Origin of the sequence: Malonomonas rubra DSM 5091 (assembly GCF_900142125.1) — a bacterium.
Lineage (GTDB): Bacteria > Desulfobacterota > Desulfuromonadia > Desulfuromonadales > Geopsychrobacteraceae > Malonomonas > Malonomonas rubra.
This window is the reverse complement of record NZ_FQZT01000008.1, coordinates 51768-75020: the sequence shown is the minus strand read 5'-3', so window position 1 is coordinate 75020 and position 23253 is coordinate 51768. Positions and strand designations below refer to the sequence as shown.

The 23253-nt window shown below is 54.4% G+C and carries 16 protein-coding genes; 8 read left to right on the top strand and 8 right to left on the bottom strand.

The genetic code is table 11. The annotated features are described in order from the left end of the window. Positions 1-62: 62 nt before the first annotated feature. Complete coding sequence (locus BUB13_RS11710) at positions 63-1274, bottom strand: ABC transporter substrate-binding protein (RefSeq protein ID WP_072908948.1); 1212 nt, start codon at positions 1272-1274, stop codon at positions 63-65. 338 nt (positions 1275-1612) lie between these two features. Here BUB13_RS11710 and leuC point away from each other — a divergent pair, with 338 nt between their 5' ends. Next, the gene (gene leuC / locus BUB13_RS11705; RefSeq protein WP_072908947.1) at positions 1613-3022 is read left to right on the top strand and encodes a 3-isopropylmalate dehydratase large subunit; all 1410 of its coding nucleotides are present in this window, start codon (positions 1613-1615) and stop codon (positions 3020-3022) included. Then, the gene (gene leuD / locus BUB13_RS11700; protein ID WP_072908946.1) at positions 3022-3663 is read left to right on the top strand and encodes a 3-isopropylmalate dehydratase small subunit; all 642 of its coding nucleotides are present in this window, start codon (positions 3022-3024) and stop codon (positions 3661-3663) included. The genes leuC and leuD overlap by 1 nt, the downstream gene beginning before the upstream one ends. A gap of 78 nt (positions 3664-3741) precedes the next feature. Here the strand turns inward: leuD and BUB13_RS11695 are convergent, their stop codons facing one another. From BUB13_RS11695 to BUB13_RS11680, 4 genes are all read right to left on the bottom strand, one after another. Continuing rightward, positions 3742-4500: an amino acid ABC transporter ATP-binding protein gene (locus BUB13_RS11695; protein ID WP_072908945.1), complete on the bottom strand. Its 759-nt coding sequence runs from the start codon at positions 4498-4500 to the stop codon at positions 3742-3744. Positions 4501-4530: 30 nt separating this feature from the next. Next, positions 4531-5622, bottom strand: a complete 1092-nt coding sequence (locus BUB13_RS11690; RefSeq protein WP_072908944.1) for an amino acid ABC transporter permease — start codon at positions 5620-5622, stop codon at positions 4531-4533. A gap of 4 nt (positions 5623-5626) precedes the next feature. Next, positions 5627-6787 carry an amino acid ABC transporter permease gene (locus BUB13_RS11685; protein WP_139249369.1) on the bottom strand — a complete coding sequence of 387 codons (1161 nt, stop codon included), beginning with the start codon at positions 6785-6787 and terminating at the stop codon, positions 5627-5629. 105 nt (positions 6788-6892) lie between these two features. After that, positions 6893-7912: an amino acid ABC transporter substrate-binding protein gene (locus tag BUB13_RS11680; RefSeq protein WP_084092052.1), complete on the bottom strand. Its 1020-nt coding sequence runs from the start codon at positions 7910-7912 to the stop codon at positions 6893-6895. A gap of 864 nt (positions 7913-8776) precedes the next feature. Here BUB13_RS11680 and BUB13_RS11675 point away from each other — a divergent pair. From BUB13_RS11675 to BUB13_RS11655, 5 genes are all read left to right on the top strand, one after another. Further along, positions 8777-10108 (top strand): DUF1015 domain-containing protein, encoded by a 1332-nt coding sequence (locus BUB13_RS11675; RefSeq protein ID WP_072908942.1) that lies wholly within the window; start codon positions 8777-8779, stop codon positions 10106-10108. Between the two features lie 100 nt (positions 10109-10208). After that, the gene (locus BUB13_RS11670) at positions 10209-10814 is read left to right on the top strand and encodes an HAD family hydrolase (RefSeq protein ID WP_072908941.1); all 606 of its coding nucleotides are present in this window, start codon (positions 10209-10211) and stop codon (positions 10812-10814) included. 117 nt (positions 10815-10931) lie between these two features. Then, positions 10932-12221 carry an ABC transporter substrate-binding protein gene (locus tag BUB13_RS11665; protein ID WP_208610162.1) on the top strand — a complete coding sequence of 430 codons (1290 nt, stop codon included), beginning with the start codon at positions 10932-10934 and terminating at the stop codon, positions 12219-12221. Further along, positions 12218-14608, top strand: a complete 2391-nt coding sequence (locus BUB13_RS11660) for a HAMP domain-containing histidine kinase (RefSeq protein ID WP_072908939.1) — start codon at positions 12218-12220, stop codon at positions 14606-14608. Before BUB13_RS11665 ends, BUB13_RS11660 begins: the two co-directional genes overlap by 4 nt. Beyond that, positions 14608-15063: a GIY-YIG nuclease family protein gene (locus tag BUB13_RS11655; RefSeq protein ID WP_072908938.1), complete on the top strand. Its 456-nt coding sequence runs from the start codon at positions 14608-14610 to the stop codon at positions 15061-15063. Before BUB13_RS11660 ends, BUB13_RS11655 begins: the two co-directional genes overlap by 1 nt. A 256-nt stretch (positions 15064-15319) precedes the next feature. Here BUB13_RS11655 and BUB13_RS11650 read toward each other — a convergent pair whose 3' ends face one another. Both BUB13_RS11650 and trkA read right to left on the bottom strand, forming a co-directional pair. Continuing rightward, a complete protein-coding gene (locus BUB13_RS11650; protein ID WP_072908937.1) occupies positions 15320-16765 on the bottom strand; it encodes a TrkH family potassium uptake protein in 1446 nt (481 codons plus the stop codon). Continuing rightward, positions 16766-18118, bottom strand: coding sequence for a Trk system potassium transporter TrkA (gene trkA / locus BUB13_RS11645; protein ID WP_072908936.1), 1353 nt, complete (start codon positions 18116-18118; stop codon positions 16766-16768). A 111-nt stretch (positions 18119-18229) separates the two neighbouring features. Between trkA and BUB13_RS11640 the strand changes: the two genes are divergently transcribed. Then, entirely contained in the window at positions 18230-18526 is a 297-nt protein-coding gene (locus BUB13_RS11640; RefSeq protein ID WP_072909041.1) for an HNH endonuclease, read from the top strand. Positions 18527-18608: 82 nt separating this feature from the next. Here BUB13_RS11640 and glgA read toward each other — a convergent pair whose 3' ends face one another. Then, positions 18609-23252: a glycogen synthase GlgA gene (gene glgA / locus BUB13_RS11635; RefSeq protein WP_072908935.1), complete on the bottom strand. Its 4644-nt coding sequence runs from the start codon at positions 23250-23252 to the stop codon at positions 18609-18611. Between the last annotated feature and the right edge of the window lies 1 nt (position 23253).

Sequence of the window (23253 nt, the reverse complement as noted above, 5' to 3'; positions counted from 1 at the left end):
GAAAAGCTGATTTACGGATAAATGGCCCGGCAGCGGAGTGAACCGCTGCCGGGGAGATGCTATTACATGCTGCAGCCGGTTTCGGCGACTGGCGGGGTGACGTCCACGCCTTTGAATATCTTGATCGGTTTGAGAATGCGGTGCTTATAGGCCGGGTCTGCCGCGGTTTTACCCCAATGGGCATCGGTAATCGCCTGGTGGTCTTCCTTGCGGAATTCGATCATCCCGGTCGGAATCTCCAGCTTCAGACCTTCGAGCGCCATGGCGACTTTATCCTTGTCAGTCGAACCGGCTTTTTCCACTGCAGCCTTGTAAGCGTAGACCGCGCTGTAAGCACCGTGGGCGTTGTAGGAGGGGTAGGCACCGTACTTTTTGACGTAGTCAGCGGCGAACTTCTTGTTCATTGCTGAGTCGTTGGCCAGGAACCAGTAGCGGGTACCAACCCAGAGACCTTCCGGCATCTTGTCGCCCAAAGCGGTCAGGACTTCAGTTGCCGCGCCGAGAGTGAAGAGCACTTCGAAGTCGGCGTCAAAAAAGCCCATGCTGCTGGCCTGGCGGATAAAGTCGATCAGGTTGCCGCCCCACAGGGAGATAACCACGCCGTCCGGCTTGCTGCTCATCACCTTGGTGATGTAGGCTGAGAAATCTGTGGTTTTAAACGGCGGGAAGGCGACCTGATCCTTCGCCATAAAGGTCGCCTCGGGGTTTAATTTGGAGAGGTATTTTTCAAAATACTCCCATGACTGATGACCGAATGCGTAGTCAGGACCGACCGTGGTCCACTTCTTGGCGCCGGTTTCCTGGGCCAGCAGTGCGGCGGCCTTGATGTTCTGCGCGATGTTGACCGAGATGCGGAAGGTGTACTTGTTACAGACGCTGCCGGTCACGTCAGGAGTCGCGGCGTGGGTGATGATCAGCGGGGTCTTCATTTGCTCGATCGAGGGGACGACGGTCTTTGCCACGCCGCTCGAATCGAGGCCGATCAACATATCGACCTTATCCTGGTAAACCAACTTGCGGATCGCCCGCAGGGCGACGTCGGCCTTGCCGGTGGAGTCCTCGAAGAATCCTTCCACCTGCTGGCCATTGATGCCACCAGCAGCATTGATTTCGTCAATCGCCAGTTCGGCGCCCTGTTTGGCAAACTGACCATAAGCTGAGAAGGGCCCCGACATGATGTAGGTAAACCCGATCTTGGTCGCAGCGTTGGCGGCGAGGACGGACACAGCAACAAAGGCGACAGCCAGCAGAACACTCAAAGCTCTTCTTTTCATCTCTCCTCCTTGTTTTTTGTCAACGTTGAATCTGTCCGGAAGGCGCAAAATTTCTGCGCATGTGCGATCTGATAAAAATTGAAAAATCAAAAAAGACAATAAAAGAAGTGTATACAAAAGTTTGGTGGAGTCAAACACCTCTGCATTGTTTTCTGGTTACCCCTTTAGGATATTCTTCGAAATTCCATGTGGTTGCATCGTTGAGAAGAAGAGTTTTCAGCTGGGAATATTAACAGGCAAAACGGCAAGGGACGACAGTAAAAAAATCTCTTCTGCTAAAGACTCCGTGGGTGCTTTTGTTTTACACTGACTTGGAAATATAACTACAGGAGTTGCTAATGGCTAAAACGCTCTACGACAAATTATGGGATGCCCACCTGGTTCACCAGGATGATGACGGCACAGCGTTGCTTTACATTGATCGCCAATTGTTGCATGAAGTCACATCGCCACAGGCTTTCGAAGGTTTAAGGCTGGCCGGGCGCAAGCCGCGGCGGATCGACGCCAACCTGGCGGTGCCTGATCACAACGTGCCGACTGATGATCGCAGCAGCGAGATTGCCGATCCGGTATCGCGTCTGCAGGTCGAAACCCTGGAGAAGAACTGTAAAGAGTTCGGCATCACCATGTTCGCTATGAACGATCCGCGACAGGGGATTGTCCATGTTATTGGCCCGGAACAGGGCGCGACCCTGCCGGGGATGACGGTGGTTTGTGGTGATTCGCACACCGCCACACATGGTGCCTTCGGTGCCCTCGCTTTTGGTATCGGCACTTCGGAGGTTGAACATGTGCTGGCGACCCAGTGCCTGATTCAGAAAAAATCGAAAACCATGCTGATCGAGGTCAACGGTGAGTTGCCATCAGGGCTGACCGCCAAGGATATCGTCCTTGCTATCATCGGCCGGATCGGCACCGCAGGCGGAACAGGGTACTGTGTCGAGTTTGGCGGCGATGCTATCCGTGCACTGTCGATGGAAGGCCGGATGACGGTTTGCAATATGGCGATCGAAGCGGGTGCCCGTGCCGGATTGATTGCCGTCGATCAAAAGACTATCGACTACGTTGAAGGGCGCCCTTTTGCACCCCAAGGTGCTGATTGGGAACTGGCTGTCGCGAGTTGGAGGCAGTTGAAAAGTGATCCCGATGCCGAATTTGATAAAATTGTCCGCATTGATGCCCGCGATCTGAACCCGCAGGTGACCTGGGGAACATCGCCGGAGATGGTTGTCAGTATCGCCGACCGCGTGCCTTCTCCGGCAGAGGAAGCCGATCCGGTCAAGCAGGAAGGAATGCAGGCTGCGCTCAAATATATGGGGCTGGAACCGGGCACGCCGATCAACCAGATCAAGCCGGATATCGTTTTTATCGGTTCTTGCACAAATGGTCGGATCGAGGACCTGCGTGCGGTCGCCGCTGTCGCCAAGGGGCGCAAGGTGGCTGATAACATCAAACAAGCACTGATCGTCCCCGGCTCCGGACTGGTGAAGCAGCAGGCTGAAAAGGAAGGGCTGGACAAGATTTTCATCGACGCCGGTTTCGAATGGCGCGAGCCGGGATGTTCAATGTGCCTGGCGATGAACAATGACCGGCTCAAGCCGGGTGAGCGATGTGCCTCGACCAGCAACCGCAACTTTGAAGGCCGCCAGGGGCAGGGCGGACGCACTCATCTGGTCAGTCCGGCGATGGCAGCTGCGGCTGCTGTCACTGGTCATTTTGTCGATGTTCGTTCGCTGGAGGTGAAATAATGGAAAAGTTTATCACGTTTTCCGGCCTGGTTGCACCGCTCGATCGTGCCAATGTCGACACCGACGCGATCATTCCAAAGCAGTTTCTCAAGTCGATCGAACGGACCGGTTTCGGTCCCTATCTGTTCGACGAATGGCGCTACCTGGATCACGGTGAACCGGGGATGGATTGCAGCGATCGGCCGCGCAACACAGAGTTCGTCCTCAACCAGGAGCGTTACCAGGGCGCACAGATTCTGCTGACGCGCGATAATTTTGGCTGCGGATCCTCGCGCGAACACGCGCCCTGGGCGCTGCTCGATTTCGGCATCAAGGTTCTGATCGCACCCAGCTTCGCCGACATCTTCTACAACAACTGTTTCAAAAACGGTATTCTGCCGATCAAACTGGAAAGCAGTCAGGTTGACAGCCTGTTCCGCGCGGTGGAAAAAGCCCCCAGCTACCAACTGCAAATCGATCTGGAACAGCAATTAATCGGTCTGCCGGATGGTATCTCGATTCCGTTTGAGATCGATCCCTTCCGCAAGCACTGTTTATTGAATGGGCTGGACGATATCGGTTTGACTCTGGAGAAAACTGACAAGATTGAGACCTACGAGATGCAGCGCAGGCAACAGGCACCCTGGTTGTTTGCTGGCTGATTCAAAAATTTAGCGACCAAACAAAAAAGCGGGGTCCGATCGGACTCCGCTTTTTTGTTTTAACTCCCTGTCGTCAACCTACAAGATTTGACTGAGAAACAGCTTGGTTCGCTCATGTTGCGGGTTGTCGAAAAAGTCGTGCGGGTTGTTCTGCTCGACGATCTGGCCGGCGTCCATGAACATGACCCTGTCGGCGACGCTCTTGGCAAAGCCCATCTCATGTGTGACGACCAGCATGGTCATGCCTTCTTCGGCCAGATCGATCATAACATCGAGAACCTCTTTGATCATCTCCGGGTCGAGGGCCGAAGTCGGCTCGTCGAACAACATGACTTCCGGTGCCATACAGAGGCTACGCGCGATTGCCACCCGCTGTTGCTGACCTCCGGAGAGTTGGCCCGGAAACTTTTTGGCCTGCTCAGCAATTTTAACCTTTTCCAGATACATCATCGCTGTTTCTTCGGCCTGCTTCTTCGGTGTTTTGCGGACCCAGATCTGGCCAAGTGTCAGGTTCTCGAGGATTGTCAGGTGCGGGAAAAGATTGAAGTGCTGGAAGACCATGCCGACTTCAGCGCGGACCGTCTCGATGTTTTTGATATCGTTGGTCAGCTCAGTGCCGTTGACGATGATTTGTCCTTGCTGATGTTCTTCAAGCCGGTTGATACAGCGGATCATGGTCGACTTGCCAGAGCCGGACGGGCCGCAGATAACGATCCGTTCGCCTTCCTGCACTTCCAGATTGATATCGCTGAGTACGTGGAAGTCGCCGTACCATTTATGCATGCCGACAATCTTGATGATCGGCTCGGATGATTTGTTCGGTTGTGTATCGGTCATATCAGTCTCACATCTATAAATGGCACCGGATCAGTGGCCGGTGTGCAGTTCTTTTTCCAGCCGGCGGCTGTAACTCGACATAGCGTAGCAGCAGATGAAGTAGAGCACCGCCAGGAAGACGTAGGCCTCAGTTGAGTAGCCGGTCCACTGCGGGTTCTGTAGGGTGACCTTGGTGGTCTTGAGCACATCGTAAAGGGCGATGATGACGACCAGCGAGGTGTCCTTGAAGGCGGAGAGCAGAATCCCGACAGTCGGCGGAATGACGATCTTCAGTGCCTGTGGCAGAATGATCAGCCGCATCGTCTGCGAGTAGGTCAGGCCCAGCGAATCGGCAGCTTCGTATTGCCCGCGTGGCATCGCCTGCAGGCCGCCGCGGACGACCTCGGCAATATAGGCGGCAGTAAACAGGATGATTGCCACCTGCGCCCGCAGCACCTTGTCGATGGTCATGCCATCCGGCAAAAACAGCGGAAACATGATCGACGACATGAACAGCAGGCTGATCAGCGGAACTCCCCGGATCATCTCGATATAGACGACGCAGAGGGTTTTGATCGCCGGCATTTTCGACTGGCGACCCAGCGCCAGCAGCACGCCAAGCGGATAGGCCATGACCATGCCGAAGAAGGAGAGCATCATGGTCAGTGGCAGACCGCTCCATTGGTCTGTTTCGACCACCGGCATACCGAAGATCCCGCCGTACATCAGGGTGCCCATGATGATCAGGCCGACCGGCCACATCCAGGCCAGCAGTTTGTTCCAGCGGCTTTTCTCTTTCGAGTAGATGACCAGCGCCAGCAGCAGGATCATCGCCAGGATCGGTCGCCACTCCTGCCCTTCAGGGAAGAAGCCGAGGATGATGAACTTGATGTTCTGCGGCACGATTGACCAGCAGGCGCCCTCGATATCACGACAGGCATCGGCGCTGCTGTTCCAGAGACTGTCGATAAAGGCCCACTTGAAAAAGGGCGGCACAATGTAGCCGAGCGCCAGCAGGGTCAGTACTGTCAGCAGCGAGTTGTACCAGCTGTTGAACAGGTTGTCCTTCAACCAGGCTGCTGCGCCAACTTTCTTGACCGGCGCGGCCAGATATTCTCTGGTGGGATTTTCAGGTTGATTCATGGCATCACCTCTCCACCAGTTTCATCTTCTTGTTGTACCAGTTCATGAACAGCGAGGTCGACAGGCTGAAGAACAGGAACACAAGCATGATCAGAGCGACCCCTTCGATCGCCTGACCGGTCTGGTTGATCATGGTATTGGTGACCGCGACAAAGTCGGCGTAGCCGATGGCGATCGCCAGGGAACTGTTTTTGGTCAGGTTCAGCATCTGACTGGTCAGCGGCGGAATGATGACCCGCAACGCCTGCGGCAGGACCACCAGTTGCAGGACTTTACCTGGCCGCAGACCGATCGCCATGGCAGCTTCGATCTGGCCTTTGCCGACCGACTGGATACCGGCGCGGACGATTTCGGCAACGAAGGCCGAGGTGTAGATCACCAGGCCGAGCAGCAGAGCGCTGAATTCCGGGCTGACGGTTACGCCGCCCTGGAAGTTGAAACCACGTAGTGCGGGAATGTCCATTGCCGTTGGTGCACCGTAGAGCAGCCAGACAAGCCCTGGTAACAGGATCGCGGCAGCAGCTGTAATCCGCAATGCCGGGAACGACTGGCCTGTCAGGTCTTGGCGTTTGTGCCCCCAGCGGTTAAGGAAGTAGCCGGCGATCAATACCACCAGAAAGACCCAGCCCATCACCGGGTGGGCTGCATGTGCCTCCGGCACCCCAAAGATCATTCCCCGGTTGCAGAGGAAAACTCCGTCGATCGGGTTAAGTGCCTGACGCGGTGGCGGGAAGGCCTCGTAGAAGATGGCGTACCAGAAGAACAGCTGCAGCAGGACCGGGATGTTCTGCATCACCTCGATATAGAGCGCGGAAAGTCTGGAGATCAGCCAGTTGCTGGAGAGTCGGGCGATGCCGATCAGGGTGCCGAGGATGATGGTCAGAACAACACCGATAAGTGAGACTTTCAACGTATTCAGGGCACCAACGGCTAAGGCGCGCAGGTAGGTGTCGGCCGCCGAATACTCGATGATCGATTCGCCGATTTCGAAAGAGGCTTCCTTGTCGAGGAAACCAAAACCGGTTGCGATTGACTGGCGTTCCAGGTTGGCCTGTGTATTGGAATAGAGATAGTAGCTTACCAGGCCGACAACCAGCAGGGCGACCACCTGAAAGACGATGGCGCGCTTTTCCTCATCCCGCCAGAAGGGGGGCTTGGAAGGCATGGGTGCTTCTGTGCTAGGTGGCAAATTATCCGACATAAAAACAATCCTGAAAATATTCGGCCGCCGGAAGAGCAAGCTTCCGGCGGCCGAGAGTGTTTATTCAGATTACTTGAAAGGCGGTGCGTACATCAGGCCGCCGTCGGTCCAGAGAGCGTTCAGGCCGCGCTCGAGGCCGAGCTTGGTGTTGACACCAACATTGCGCTCGAAAACTTCACCGTAGTTACCGACTTGCTTGATCACGTTGTAAGCCCACTTCTCGTCCAGGCCGAGGGCTTTGCCGTTACCTTCGGTGACACCGAGGAAGCGTTGGATAACCGGGTTCTTGCTCTTGAGCATCTCATCAACGTTTTTCGAGGTGATCCCCAGTTCTTCAGCGTTGATCAGCGCCAGAACAGTGAAGTTGACGATATCGAAGAACTGGTCGTCGCCATGACGGACGGCTGGAGCCAGCGGCTCTTTGGAGATCAGTTCAGGTAGAATTTCGTAATCGCTCGGCTTCGGAGCGATGGCACGGGTACCTGCCAGCTGGGAAGCATCGGAGGTGATGACGTCGCAGCGGCCGGCAAAGAAGGTTTTGGCCAGCTCGGAGGTTGACTCGATGACAACCGGGTTCATCTTCATGTTGTTGGTGCGGAAGAAGTCGGCAGCATTCTGCTCGGTGGTGGTTCCGGGAAGGACACAGACGGTTGCACCATCCAACTCTTTTGCACTCTTGACGCCGAGATTTTTCGGCACCATGAAGCCTTGGCCATCGTAGTAGTTGACCTGAACAAAGTTGAGACCGAGCTGGGTTTCGCGGCTCAGGGTGCGGGTGGCGTTACGGGTCAGCAGATCGATCTCGCCCGACTGCAGGGCAGTGAAGCGCTGCTGAGCGGTCAGTGGAGTGTACTTGACCTTGTCGGCATCGCCGAAGATTGCTGCGGCGACAGCGCGGGCGGTATCGACGTCCAGACCTTTCCAGACACCTTTTTCATCCGGCATGCCGAAGCCGAAAACGCCGCCGTTAACACCGGCTTGAATATAGCCCTTCTTCTTGACCGCATCCAGGTCCTTACCCGCATGGGCGAAACCGACCATCAGCATGGTTGCACAGACTGCAACTGCCATCAATTTGACAAATTTCATTCTGTTTCCTCCTCTTGACTTGAGTGTTGGTGGTTGAAGCAATAGAACATTGGTACATCATTTAAGCCGGCGTTCCGGCAGAAAAATCAAATCTGTTTGACGCACAAGCACTAAGTTTAATACATCTTGAGAAAAATGCATGCAACGTCAGGTAAAGGCGTTCGTTCAGTAACCCTGAGGAACGCGTTATCGTCGAAAGATCATTATTTTAGAGGGGTTGATAAAAATAAAAACTTGTCTGCTCAACAATCTAATGCTGACTAATTAGGTATACGGCAGCAGCCTCCTGTTTGTCAAACAGGAGTTGTGCCTGAGTGCTGTGTGTGTTTGCAGTTGCGCGATTACTAGCCAGGAAAAGGAGGGTGTGCTATTGGTTTTGAAAAAATAAAAACAAAGTTTGGCCCAGCGAAACGTTTCAGCTGTTTTTCTCAGCAGTTCTCTGCCGGGAAGCCGTAGCTGTGCAGACGGTGAAGAATCTCTTTGCCTGTTTGTAGATTTTGCGGCATCGGCTCGTTGGAAACGGAGCTGCTTCAGGGCCTCATCGCCCGGTTAAATTGGGCGTTTGCAGACCGAATCGATATAGTCGAAGCTAATCTTTGGCCTGCTCGAAGATACTTTTTTTTGCTAGCTCCTCGCGCATCCGCTGCTGAATTTTTTTTACATCTAGCTTCCGGCTCCTTTGCTGTTTGTCCGCCAGGTTCAATTCGACACCGGCCAGATGGAAAAACCCAGACACAAACGGGCGAAAAAATGCCCGGCACAGTCGGTTTCCCCGGTTCTCAAATTGTCTGAAACATGTTACCAATGTGCGCGAAAAAAACTGCTTTTAGCGCTGGTTATTTTCCTGTTGAAAGGATCAAAGCGATGAATTTTGAGAAGATTGGCCTGCAGGTACCAAAAATTCTGTTGCCGAAACCCGGGACTGATATGCAGAAGTGGGCGGTTATCGCCTGCGATCAGTACACCTCCGACCGGACCTACTGGCAGCGGCTGGAAGAGCAGACCAAGGGTTCGCTATCGACCCTGCCGCTGATCTTCCCTGAGGTTTACCTGGAAGATGATGATGCCGAGGCGCGGATAAAATCGATCAACCAGCAAATGGACGCCTACCTGGCAGACGGCAGCCTGGTCGAGCAGCAGGAGGGTTTTATCCTGATCGATCGAAAAACCTGCGAAGTCGAATCGCGCAAAGGGCTGATCGTTGCTCTTGATCTTGATCAATATGATTACAACAAGGGGGCACAGAGCCTGATTCGTGCCACCGAGGGGACAATTCTCGACCGTCTGCCGCCGCGTATCAAGGTGCGCGAGAATGCGCCGATCGAACTGCCGCACATCATGGTGCTGATTGATGATCCCCAGCGCACCGTCATCGAGCCGCTGTTCAACGAAGATCTGGAGACGGTTTACGACTTCGAGTTGCTGGAGAACGGCGGGCATCTGAAAGGCTATCGCATCGATCAGCCGGAACTGATCAACAAGATCGCCGCTGCGCTGGAAAATCTGGCAGATCCGGGCGCCTACAAAGCCAAGTACAATGTCGACGATGCCGTCATGCTCTACGCTATGGGCGACGGTAATCACTCCTTCGCAACCGCCAAAGCGATCTGGGAGCGGTTGAAGGAAGAGGCCGTAGACAAAGAGGCGATCATGCAGCATCCGGCCCGTTATGCGCTGGTCGAACTGGTGAATGTGCATGATCCGGGGCTGGAGTTCGAAGCAATCCACCGGGTGCTGTTCAATGTTGATGTCGAACAGCTTAAAGCCGAAATGGAAAGCTTCTTCGCCGAGCGTGGCACGCCGATGACTTTCACCGCCTGTGCCGACCTGGCGGAAGCTGAAGCGGTGGCAGATAAAGCGAACAATGCCCATGCTTTCCCGGTTGTTTTTTCCGGCCAGTTCGGCGTCTGCTCGGTCGCCAAGCCGGAATTCACCCTGGTGGTTGCCACCCTGCAGGCCTTCCTCGATAAGTTCCTGGCTGAAAACAGTGCTGCAAAAGTTGACTACATCCACGGCACCCAGCCGGTTACCGACCTCGGCAGCGCAGCTGATGGCGCCGGTTTTTATCTGCCGTCGATTTCCAAGCACGATCTGTTCAAGACGATCGTCTTCGACGGTGCCCTGCCGCGCAAAACCTTCTCCATGGGCGAAGCGGACGAGAAACGTTTTTACCTGGAATGCCGGGCAATCAAGTAAGTCTTTCTGACATAAAATGCGCGAAACCCGCAGAGATGTTAGAATCTTCTCTGCGGGTTTCGTTTTTTACCGTAAGTGCTCCAGCAAAGTGAGGTGACGCATGGCGCAGGTTTCCGATGTGGTCTTCGATGTCGGTCGCGTGCTGATCGATTTCAGCTACGATAATTTTGCAGAGACCTTGCGCCAGCATGGTTTGTCCTGCAAAGGCCCGGAAGATTTTCTGGAACATGTCGACCTGATCGCTTACGAACATGGCGAAATCAGCACAGAAGCCTTTCTTCAACAGATCAACAGCCTTCTTGCTGAACCCATGCCGTTCGACGAACTTAAAAACGCCTGGAATAACCTGTTTTCACCAATCCGTGAAATGCTGGCAGTCGCTGGCGTACTGAAAAAGCACTGCGGTGTTTACCTGCTTTCCAATACCAGCGAACTGCACTGGCAGTATCTGCAGGATGCTTTTGGCCTGGATAAGGTTTGTCATGATCGACTCGCATCCTTTGAGGTTGGGGTGATGAAGCCGGCGCCAGCGATTTTCTCGGCAGCTTGCAACCGTTTCGATCTGCACCCCGAAACAACCGTGTTCATTGACGATATCGAGGATAACGTGCGTGGTGCGGTCGCCTGTGGCTGGCACGGCATCTGGCATCGTGATATCGACACCAGTAAGGCTGAACTGCAGCGGTTGACCGGAATAGAACTCTGATTTTTTTGCTGCAGGCGATTTGCGTCGGAATCCTTCTGTTAAAATGTAGTGTTGTCGCTCGGCTGTAAATCTTACACAGCTGTATTTAAGCCCTCTCGAAATCACGGAGGTTTGACGTTGCCATCTGGAATGAAAGTTTTTCTGCTGGTTGTTTTCCTTAGTTTCTGTGGCGGGGGAGTTGCTTTCGCGCAGAAGGAACAAGTTTCCGTTTTACACTACTTTGCCGACGATATGGGGCGGGCAGGGATCAAGACGATCTTTGAGCGTTTTTCAGAACAGCGGAAGATTGCAGTTGTCGATAACCCTGTTGGCCACGAAGAGTTTAAGACTGTTTCTTTGCAGATGGCTGCGGAAGGGCAGTTGCCCGGTGTGGTCAGCTATTGGGGAGGCGCGCGGACCCAGTTTCTGGTTGATAGCGGCGTGCTTGAGCCGCTGGACGATTTGTGGCAGCGGGGCAATTTCAGCGCACTCGTGAATTCTTCTCTGGCAGACGAGGCCACCCTCTATAACGGGCAGCGATACCTGATTCCTTTCGGCTATCACGCCGCTGGTTTCTTTTATAACCCTCATGTTTTTAAAAAAGCGGGAATCGACCATCCCCCGGAGACCTGGGATCAGTTCCTCGAGACCTGTCAGCGTTTGCAGCAGGCAGGAATCCCTCCTCTGGCCCTCGGTGCCCGAAACCGCTGGCCGGCTCAATTCTGGTTCGATTACCTGCTGCTTCGAACTGCGGGCCCGGAATTCCGAAAAAAGCTGATGAGCGGGGATGAGCTTTATACTGCAGGGCAAGTCGAAAAGGTTATGCGGATATGGGCGGAATTGTTGCAGAAGGGCTACTTTGCATCTGGCTACAAAGTCGACGATTGGGGGGACTCCGCCGACCGGGTTGCTGCTGGTCGGGCAGGAATGGTTTTGATGGGAACCTGGGTTTCCGGCTACTGGGCCGATAAAGGTCTGGCGGCGGAGGCTGACTACGATTTTTTCCCCTTTCCGGTGATCGATCCACAACAGCCAAAAGCCGTAGTTGGCCCTGTTGATGGCCTGGTGATGGGGGCGAATGCGCCGCACAGGGAAGAGGCGGCGCAGTTGATTGAATTCCTGTTGACCGACCTCGAAAGCCAGCAACAATGGGCGCTGGCGCAAGGGGCACTCTCTCCGAACATAAAGGTTTCTGCTGAAATCTATAATCCGGTCTTGCGAAAGGTGGCTGCGGAAGTAGAAAATGCAGAATCTTTTGTCTTCAATTACGACCTAGCAACCACCCCACCAGCTGCTGAGCAGGGGCTGATGCTGTTTTCTAACTTTCTCGCTGATCCGCAAAATTATCAGCAGTTGCTGCGCAATACCGATTCTCTGGTCGGCCCCGTTCTACGTGCCCGGAAAAAGGATGCTGCCTCTCCACGATGAATGATACTCAAGGCATAAAAACAGCTTCTCCGGCAATCAATAAGGCCCCTCGGCCCGTCGAGCACCTGACGATCCGCCGAGGCCTGTCGCTTGCTTTCGGCGTTTTGCTCGGCCTGACCCTGTTGATCTGCTTGCTGGCCTGGCTCTCGTACGATGAACTGGGTTCCGACATGGAGCAGATGTCGACCGAGCTGATTCCCCGTGTTGCCAAATCACGTAACCTGGCGATGGCCAGCAACAGCCTTGCCGGACTCGCTGGGAAAATGGCCCAGGCCCGGAGCAGGGAAGAACTGGAACGGCAGGCCCAGTTTGGCCTTTTGGCATCGGAACGTTTGCAACAAGTGTTGGAAGAGGCGAGCGGCTTTCTCGACCCCGGTCAATTTCAGATTCTTACACAGATCAACCGGCAGATTGCCGATGCACTGGGGCGCCTCAGTCTTGCCGTGAAGCGGCACCTCGATCTGCTGGTAGAACAGGAGAAGAAAAGGCAAGGGTTTCGCCAGGCACTGATAACGGCCACCGGAGGGGTTGAAAAAGAGATCCTGCAGTTGGCCGCAGAGGGTGATCCGCAAAAACTTCAGTTGATGCACAACCTCATGGCGCTGATGCTCGAAGCAGAAAGAATGGTGAGCAGGGCGGGGTATGGCAAGTCACTGCGCGAGATTGACCTTCTGCTGGGCGAAGCCAGGAAAATCAATACCACCAGGAAGCGCCTGTTCAGCCAGATCGATGCTCTCTCTCTTAATAACCCGTTGCGGCAGGCCCTGCATGAATATGGTTGGCAGCCAGGGAGCTTTTTGACATTGCAGGCAGAAATGCTTGAGATCAGAGGCGAAGTCGACTCTCTGGTTGCAGCCAGCTCGCAACTGAGCGCCCAGTTCAGGCTGTTGACAACTGTCATCGTCAAAGACTCCGGGGAGCAGATCGAACGGGTCCGTCAGGTTGCACTGGAAAAAATCGATGGACGCAAAAGGGATATGGTTGTCGTCGTGTTCTCGACACTGGCGATAGCTGCTCTGTTTGTCTGGTATTTCGGTCATCGACGAATGGCGCGACCTCTTGTGATGTTGTCCGAAGCAGTTCAGGCTTTTGAGCAGGGGAGAGAGGATGTTATCCCGCCACAAACCGGGGTGCAGGAAATCCAGGAATTATCGATGATTTTCGAGCGGATGAGCGAGCGTATCGGCCACCGTGACCGCGAGTTGCAGCATCTGCATATGCTGCTGCGAAATGTCATCGATTCGCTCGATTCCGCCCTTCTTGCCGTTGACCAGAACTGTACCTTGCAGTTGTGGAACCTGCGGGCGAAGCAATGGTTTGACGCGGAGAAATTGCGTTTTGGTTGTGCTGCTATTGCGGCTCTAGACTGGTTGCCAATCGAAATGGAGCAAGTGAAACAGGCTGTTGCCAAGGGCGACCATCTTTTGCTGAAAAACATTCAGGCTGAGCGCGACGGGGAGCAGCAGGTTTTCGAATTGAGCTGCAATCCATCGATCGATACTCTCTCGCCTGGAGCTGTGCTGCGCCTTGAAGAGGTTACGGAGCGCCTGCGCCTTGAAAAAGCGATCGCGCAATCGGAGAAGATTCTTTCAGTCGGGAGCCTGGCTGCTGGTGTCGCCCATGAAATCAACAACCCGCTGGCAGGAATCATGCAAAACACTCAGGTGCTGAAGAACCGCCTGAGCTCATCGCTGCCTCGTAACCAGAAGGTTGCTGAGGAATGTGGTTTTCAATTTTCGGCGCTGGAAAGTTATCTTGAAGAACGTGGGATACAAAAAGTGTTAGGCAGCATTCTTGCTGGTGCTGATCAAACTGCGCAGATTGTCAAAAAACTGCAGATGTTCGGGCGGGGGAGTTCCGGCTTAGCAGAATTGAGTTTAGAGCGGGCCGATATCGCGGTGTTGCTGGAAGATACGCTTTCGCTGATGAGCAGTGATTACGACCTTCGCCATGGCTACGATTTCCGCAAGATCGCGATAACGAGAAACTTCGCCACGCCTCTGCCGCAGATTTATTGTGACCCTGCACTGATCCAGCAAGCGCTTTTCAATATTCTGAAAAATTGTGCCCAGATGCTCGGCCAGGAGGATCCGCCTAAAGTGGATGCCTGTATCGCCATTGATCTGCAGCAGGATGGCAGTCAGCTTAAGTTATCGATAGCCGATAACGGTCCGGGCATGGCGGAGGCGGTTCGCCAACGTATTTTCGAGCCTTTCTTCAGTACCAGAGACGTTGGGCTGGGGGCAGGTCTGGGCATGTCGGTCGTTTATTTTATCATCAACGATTTCCATCGTGGCAGCATTGAGGTCGATTCCGAACCCGGGAAAGGTTGCCGGTTTGATATCTGGTTGCCGCTGGAGCAGCCTGCAACAAAGACTGCCCGATAATGCCTGGTCTCAGCAAACGTATCTGCCCAGGGCCAGGCAGTTATCTGCTGGTTCTTTATCTGCGGCGGCGTACGACGATCCAGGTCGGGCAGCTTGGCTCATGCTCTTTTCCCCGCGGCTGGTATTTTTATGCTGGCTCCGCCTTCGGTCCGGGCGGCCTTAAGGCGCGCCTCTCTCACCACTTGAAGCCTGTCAATCGTTACCACTGGCATATCGATTACCTGCGCTCCTGCGCTGAGCTGCGCATGCTCTGGTACGTGCAAGCTGTCAATAATGAGCACCACTGGTCGGCAGCTCTGCATAATTTGCCGGGGGGCAGTTATCCGCTTCCCGGTTTCGGGTCCAGCGATTGCCGCTGCCCGAGTCATCTCGTCCACTTTTCCAGCCGCCAGTCGCAGCGTTTATTGCGTACCACCCTGGGAGGAGAACAGTTGAAGCTGGTTCTGCTGAAATAAATACGAATTTTCTGAGTTTGTCCTTTCTTCCTATCTGTCCGGTATTGTTGATAAATGATTTTTCCTATCTCTAATGCTGAGATTTTTTTATATCGATTTTTGAATTTTTTCTACCAAATCAGGTTTTTGTCAGAGGCTGCAGCTATACTTCAGAAAAGCTTACAAATAAACGTGACTCACACCAGTTACGGAGGGGGGAAGGCCCGATCGGCGAACAGCTGATCGGGCCTTTCCGATGTCTCTGCGGGAAATGTCTCTATTTACGCCAGAAGGATGGGAAGAACAGCACCATGACGGTGAAAAGTTCGAGGCGCCCCATCAGCATACAGATAATCAGGACCGATTTGCCGAATGCGGGGATATGAGCGAAATTGTCGACCGGGCCGACGCTTCCCAGGCCAGGGCCGATGTTGGCGAGGCAAGCGATGACCGCAGCTCCGCCGGAAACCAGGTCCATACCGCAGCTCGCCATCAGTAGCGAAGCGAAGACGAAAATCCCGATAAAAAGCGCGAAGAAACCGAGAATCGATTGCAGTACTTCTTTGTCGACCGGCCGGTTGCCAAGTTTCACCAACCGGACAGCACGGGGGTGAATCAGGCGGAAAACCTGTACCTGGGCGTGCTTGAAGAGCAGCAGGATACGTGCGACTTTCATGCCGCCGCCGGTTGAGCCGGCGCAGCCACCGACGAACATCAGCATCACCAGAATGTATTGTGGCAATACCGACCAGGTTTCGTAGTCGGCCGTGCCGAAGCCTGTGGTGGTGATAATCGAAGCAACCTGAAAGACCGAGTAACGGAAGTTTTCTCCCAGTTCACCGTAAGTGCCGTGGTACCAGTTGAAGCCGACGATTATTGCCGTCGCAGCGACGATCAGGCCGAGGTAACAACGGAACTCCTCGTTGCGGTGGAACTCGCTCAAACGGCCGCGCAGCAGCTGGAAGTGCAGGGTGAAGTTGATTCCTGCCAAGATCATGAATAGAGTGATAACGCCATCGATGTAGCTGCTGTCGTAAGCGGCAACTGAAGCGTTCCGGGTGGAGAAACCGCCGGTTGCCAGCGTTGCGAAGGAATGACAGACGGCATCGAAAAAGCCCATGCCGCCGAACATCAACAGCATCGCTTCCATCGCCGTCAGCATCAGGTAAACGCCCCAGAGCAGCTTGGCGGTATCCTGAATCCGCGGCCGCAGCCGGTCCGCTGTCGGACCCGGCACTTCCGCTTTGAACAGCTGCATGCCGCCGACACCAAGCATCGGCAGGATCGCCAGCGACAGCACGATAATCCCCATACCGCCCAGCCAGTGGGTCAGCGAACGCCAGAACAACAGGCTTTTCGGCAGTGATTCGATCTCAGTGAGGATGGTCGACCCGGTGGTGGTGAAGCCGCTCATGGTCTCAAAGAACGCATCGAGCGGAGAAGGGATAGCGCCGGAGAAGATATAGGGCAGCGCGCCGAACAGGGCGAAGAACGTCCAGCCGAAGGTGACCACGGCGAAGCCTTCGCGGACCGACAGGTCTTTATTGCTGCGGCAACAGGTGAACAGCATGCCGCCGCTGCTGAAACAGATCAGCGCCGAGTAGAGGAAGGCCACCCAGGCACCGTCGTGATAGTAAAGGGAAAAGGGGATCGGGACCAGCAGGGTGCCGCCGAGATAAAGCAGCAGCGCGCCGAGGATCCGCATGGTGAGGATCAGGTTCATTTAGGAAAAAAACCTCTCGACCTTTTGCAGCGCGTCCGGCAGGGCGAAGATGACAACCCGGTCACCATCTTCCAGGCGACTCTCGCCAGTCGGGATTTCGTAGCCATTTCCGCGGACAATAGCACCGATAATAGCACCGCGAGGGAAGTGAAGCTCACTCAGCGGGACACCAACCAGGCCGCTATCCGCCTTGATTTCGAATTCGAGAACCTCTGAGTCACTGTCCTCGACCGCGGTAATGGATATGATTTCGCCGCGACGGACAAATTTGAGAATCGTGCTCGCTGCCGCCATTCGCGGCGAGACACAGGCATCAATCCCCAGTTCGGACGCCAGGTCGATCAGTTCCGGTTGGCTGACCAGGGCCAGTGTCCGCTTGACAGAATGCTGCTTGGCCAGCAAGCAGGTGAGGATGTTGGTCTGATCGTTCTCGGTGACGGCAACGAAAACGTCGGCATCTTCTATCCCCTCATCAAGCAGGGTTTGCAGGTCCAGCCCTTCGGCGTTGATGACGACCGCTTTGCTCAACTCCTCTGCCAGCTTGTAGCAGCGTTCTTCATTCTTTTCGATCAGCTTGGAGATAATCCCGTGCCGTTCCATGTTCTGAGCAATCTGCAGGCCGATACTGCTGCCGCCGAGGATGAAGGCGCGCATGCTGCCTTTTTTTTCTTTATTCTGCGCATGCAGCATGTAGTTGATCGCCGGTAATTCGTCCTGGTGGGCAAATATATAGATGCGGTCACCGGCCTGGATCGAATCTTCCCCGCGCGGGATGATAGTGTTTTTGCCGCGGTGGATGGCGACGACAACAAAACGGTAGATGCCGCGCAGCTCACCGAGATCGGCCAGGGTGAGGTTACAGATCGGACTGTCTTCGGTGATGCGGAAACCCTGGAAGTGGATCTGCCCCTCAACAAACTCAGCAACGTCGAAGGCGCGCGAAGTGCAGGCCAGCTTGAACAATTCTTCGGCAACGGCATCTTCCGGGTTGATCAGCAGGTCGATGCCGAGCTTTTCCTTGGAGAGAACTGCTTTCTGGCCCGTGTACTCGATGCTTTTCGTGCGGGCAACGCGGGTTTTGACCTTGTATTCTCGGGCCAGCAGGCAGGCGAGGATGTTGACCTCATCCATATTGGTTACGGCAATGAAGATATCGGTATCTTTTATCCCTGCTTGTTCCAGTATTTCGGCACTGGCGCCGTTGCCACAAACACCGAGGACGTTAAGCCGGTCCTGTGCCCGTTCGATGGTCTCTTCATCCTGATCGACCAGGGTGACGGCATGTCCTTCGCGGGAGAGACGGTCGCAGAGGAAATAACCGACTTGGCCGGCACCGATGATAAGTATTTTCATATAGTTGACTTCTGAATATCACTTTTTTGTGGTTAGAAACAATTTAGCAAGATCGCATAAAATGACAAATTGTGCAATAATCAGCAGCTTGAAATGATAGAAGGGGAAATGATGATCGATTTTGATTTGCCGGTCGATGACGCGACGATCCGCCGAGAGCGGGAAAAGGCCCGCGCCCTGCGGAAGCAGAACTGGTGGCAGGCGAAAATTTCCAAGGGGATCTGCCACTACTGCGGCCAGCAGGTGCCGCCGAAAGAGTTGACACTTGACCACCTGGTGCCACTGGCACGCGGTGGAAAGAGCACCAAAGGAAATTGTGTACCGGCCTGTAAGGATTGCAACAATAAAAAGAAGAACCTGCTACCGCTGGAGTGGGAAGAACATCTGAAGCGGCTGCAGAAGCAGTAGGCGTCTATTTCCTTCAAACTAAAAAAGGCTGTCATCCGATATGGATGACAGCCTTTTTTTAGCTTCTTGCTGCGGATCACCTTCAGGCTGCAGGCATCTGCCGGTAGTCGCGCGCCTTGGTGTAAAGCTCGTGGTACTCGATGGCCGATTTGTTCCAGCTGAAATCGCGGGTCATGCCACGCTTCACCAGAGTCAGCCAGCGACTGCGTTGCGGGTAGATTTCAAGCGCACGGTCGATGGCGGCCAGCATTTCATTGCTGTCGAAATTGTCGAAAACGAAACCGTAGCCGCTGCGGGAATGTTCGGTTGCGTCAATGACGGTATCAGCCAGGCCGCCGGTGCGGCGGACGACTGGCAGGGCGCCGTAGTGCAGGGCGATCATCTGGGTCAGGCCACAGGGCTCATAAAGGCTCGGTACCAGTAATAGGTCGCTGGCGGCGAAAATGCGGCGTGACAGGCCTTCATCAAAGGTCAGATTGATTGAAACCTTGCCCGGGCGCTGTTTCTGCTGTTCGCGCCAGAAAGCCATGGCGTTGCGGTCACCGGAACCGAGCAGAACGAACTGGATGTCTTTCTCCATCAACTGCGGCCAGGCCTGTTCGACCAGGTTGATTCCTTTTTGCCGATCAAGGCGACTGATCAGGGCGACGATCGGGACGTCGTGGCGGATCTCCAGCCCCAGCTGCTTTTGCACCAGACGTTTGCAGGCACGTTTACCGTTCAGGTTTTCGGCGTTGAACGGCGTTGGCAATGCCGGATCGAGAGCGGGGTCCCAGGAACGGCGATCAAGACCGTTGATGATGCCGTGCAGATCTTCCTCACGTTCTCGCAGGATGCCGTCAAAACCGTGGCCCTGCTCTTGCCCCTTGATTTCCTCGCAGTAGGTCGGTGAGACAGTGTTGATGACATCGGAGTAATTGATGCCACCCTTGAGAACCGACATCTCACCGAAATATTCCATCCCTTTCGGTGTGCCGACAGATTCGTGCAATCCGAGCTGTTGAATTATGCTCGGTGAGAAGCGTCCCTGGTAGCCGAGATTATGAATAGTCAGCAGGGTGGCGATATTTCCGTAGAACGGGTTGTGGCGATACTCGGTGCGCAGCAGCGCCGGAATAAAGCTGGTCTGCCAGTCGTGCAGGTGGATGACGTCAGGGCGGAAATCGAGTCGCCTGATCATTTCGAGGACAGCGCGGCTGAAAAAGCCAAAACGCAGACTGTTGTCGGGGTAGTCACCGTCAACGTTGCCGTAAAGTTCCGGACGGTCAAACAGCTGCGGGCAGTCGATGAACCAGAAGGGAACGCCGTCGTGCGACGTCTGTTTCAGGCTGCCGCGGTAATTTTTGCCGTCGAGAGCAATTTCGACGCTTTTGCGTCCTTTGCGCAGGGTCACGCCGCAGCGTTCGGCTGAGCGGTAGCAGGGCAGGACAACGCGCACATCGTGCCCGAGTTGGCGTAAGGCGCGTGGCAATGAACCGACAACATCGGCAAGTCCCCCGGTTTTGGCGAATGGTGTGGCTTCAGATGCAACAAATAAAATCTTCATGCTGTACTTGCCTCCTGTGGCAGCTGGTAGAACCGGTGAAGGTTCCGGCCCACTGTCGAGGCTTTGCAAGAAGTTGTCCACCTGATAACCGGAGATTTCGGCTTTGCTCCGAAGCTTTAAGATGTTAATTAATAAAGGGAATGCGGTTTTGTCTAAGCCATTAATATTATTGGATGTAGATTCTCGTGAGTGGTGGATTGAACAAAGGAAAAAAGTTGTCAGCAGGGTCTCGAAGGCCTCCTGATTACAGTAGTCTTCTTCATTATAATAGTTACACTTCAGGAGTTTTCGCCATTCCGCTTGGTTAAATAACCGATCAAGCCAATTATAATGAGTTTTTTCTTGCAGATTCAGCTGGTCGTCAACAAAGGCAACGAACTCGTTAATGAGTTTTTCATTTAACGTTTGAGGCGAGCGGAAGAGAACCCGTATCAACAGCTGCAGCATGTCTTCACTGGAACGTTGCTGTAGCTCCGGTTTGCTGAGTTCCGCGAGCAGTTGAGTTATAAGCTCGACAACTTCGGCCTGTATGTGCTCGACATTTTCCAGGGCAAATATTTTCGCATTAACCTCAAGCACAGACTCTAGCAGAATTGCTTCATAATCGGTGTACAGGTCGGCACGAGGACTGAGGCCATATCTCTGCCATATCTGCTGCCAGCGGCCGTCATGATCGTGAACCGCGGTGAAGTGGCTGAGCACGCGCGCGGCATAAGGCTGTAGTTCAAATTCGCCGCCGCTGGTCATATGCCCAGTTGGGAGCAGGTACTGTTGCTGCAGAGCGATATCGGTAAAGATGATGAAATCGGCAGTCAGATCGATGTGACAGGCGCTGGTCAGATTTGTCTGTCGATTGTCGGCTCGATGTGCCTGATTGCCGATTCGACCTTTGATCTGGTGAGGTGAATTGTTGCAGATCACCAATGTGTTCTGGTCGCCTAATCGATTGCTGTATACATATACATGCTCTTCTACGCCATATTCTGATGCGAAATCGTAGAGCTGGAAGTCTTCAGCACCGCTGAACAGCGCCCGTTGCCGCAGCAGGGGGAAAATCTGCCGGCGATGGCGCTCGATCAGATGCTGGTCCGGTTCTTCCTGCCAGCGTGGTGAGATGTATTCCATGCCGTACTTTTCGGTATAGCCTTCAATCTGGCCGTGGCCAAACATCGGCAGGCCAGGCATGGTCGCCAGCATGGTCGCAATGCAGAAGTACTTGTCGTCACGACCGAACTGCTCAATCGCCGGTTCTTCATCCGGGTTACTCATGAAGTTGACGAAGCGCTGCAGGATGGCAGGATCAAAGGCGAGAATGTTTTTGACCGTCTGCCGGTACTTTTCGTTTTCCTCCCTTTTCAGCATGTTCATAAAAGCGCTGTTGTAGACCCGATGCATACCGAGTGTACGGACGAAATAACCTTCCATCAGCCAGAAGGCTTCTGCGACCAGCAGGGTGTCCGGGACTTCCTGGTTAACCCGGTCGACCAGTTCGCGCCAGAACTCGACCGGGAACAGGCTGTCGAACTCTTGCTTGCTCATGGCGTAATCACTACGTGAAGGAACGCCTTCGCCCCCTCCCGGCAGTGGAAACCAGAGCCGCTGGAAGTGGCGCTTGGCCAAGGTCATGGCAGCGTCGAAGCGGATGACGCGGAACTGTTTTGCTACCCGGATGATCAACGCGATCATTGCTTCACGGACCTGAGGCAGCAGGTAGTTGAGCTGCACTGTGTCGTTCCAGGGCAGATGGGTGCCATCATTGCCGTGGTAAATGTAGCGCACTTCTCCGGTATGACGATGTTGATAACGGCAGACCACGGCTGCCTCGCTGTGATCGTAATAGCCGTCTTCGATCTGCATCGAATAGTCCGGATTTTCGCTCAGGTCGATGCCGCTGAATTGATAGCCGGGGTATGGTGGATGCTGCGCCTGAATGAACCAGTCGGGATGTTGCTGCAGCCAGGCCGACTCGATCCCTGTGTGATTGGTGACGACGTCGCAGGCCAGATCAATACCGCGCTGCTGGCAGCGGTGGCGCAGGTTGTCCAACGCCCCGTCACCGCCGAGGTCGTCCGCAACCCGGTAATCATCGATAGCATAGGCCGATGCGGCGACCTGTTGCTGACCCGTGAGGTTTTTGATCTTCAGTGATGCTTTGGAACGGTGCCAGATACCGATCAGCCAGAGGCTGGTAAAGCCAAAGCTTGCCAGCTCATCCAGCTCCTGATCCGGGATCTGGTCAAGACGGTGGATGTGCCAGTGATATTTACGTGACAGTTGTTGCAACCAGACATAGGTCGATTTGGCCAGCAACACGGTCCGTGGCATCCAGTCCAGGTCAGCGGTGAAGTTGGCGTATTCCTGGTCGAGTTGGCTTGCCGGATTGAGGGCATCCAGCTGTGGTTCCCCGGGAAAATCGGGGGTGATCCCTTCGCGCTGAAAGATGGTGATTGCACTGTCGATACGAAAACGCAGTTCCTCAGGGAGAATTTCGCTCCACTGCTGTTGCAGCCACTGCAACTGGGATTCTAGTGTGCCGCCCTGCTGCAGCGGTTCGCGCAGGCGTTCCAGCAGCGATTGTGGTCGCCGGGCGAAACCATCATCCAACTCCGGTAGAGCGCTGTCGATCTGCTGCAGCTGTTGCTGATATCTGCTCTGCTGCTGCAATTGCCTTTCTTCGTTCAGAAACAGGCGATCGGCTGAACGGATTGCCCGGTTATGGCTCTGGGTATAGAGCAGAAACAGTTCCAGCAACAGTTCGTCCAGTTGCTGTTTTTCTTCACAGTCTTGCAGCAGCTTGGTTAGCGTTTTTTGGTTCAATTCGACCGGCAGGTTGGGAAACAACTGCAGGAAGCTGAGCAGGATTTTTTCGAACTGGGGAAGCGGTGTAACGGCCTTGTCTACCAGAATCTGGTGCCGGGTCACTTTGCAGTTGCGGCCGCGGAGAAAGTGACGACCAATCTCCAGCAGAACCTGATTGATGGTCGCCAGCAATTCCAGTTCCGCCGCGCTCAGGCTGTCAGACTGGCTGCGGCGCAGCTCTTCAGCGATAAGTTGACGGAAAAAAGTGCGTGGTGGTGGCGGAACTTGCCGAAACTGGTCGGTCAGTCGAATATGGTGCCAGAAGCTGTGGCCACAGTGGACCCCCAGCGGATAAAGTTTTTCACGTATCAGTGAAGGCATC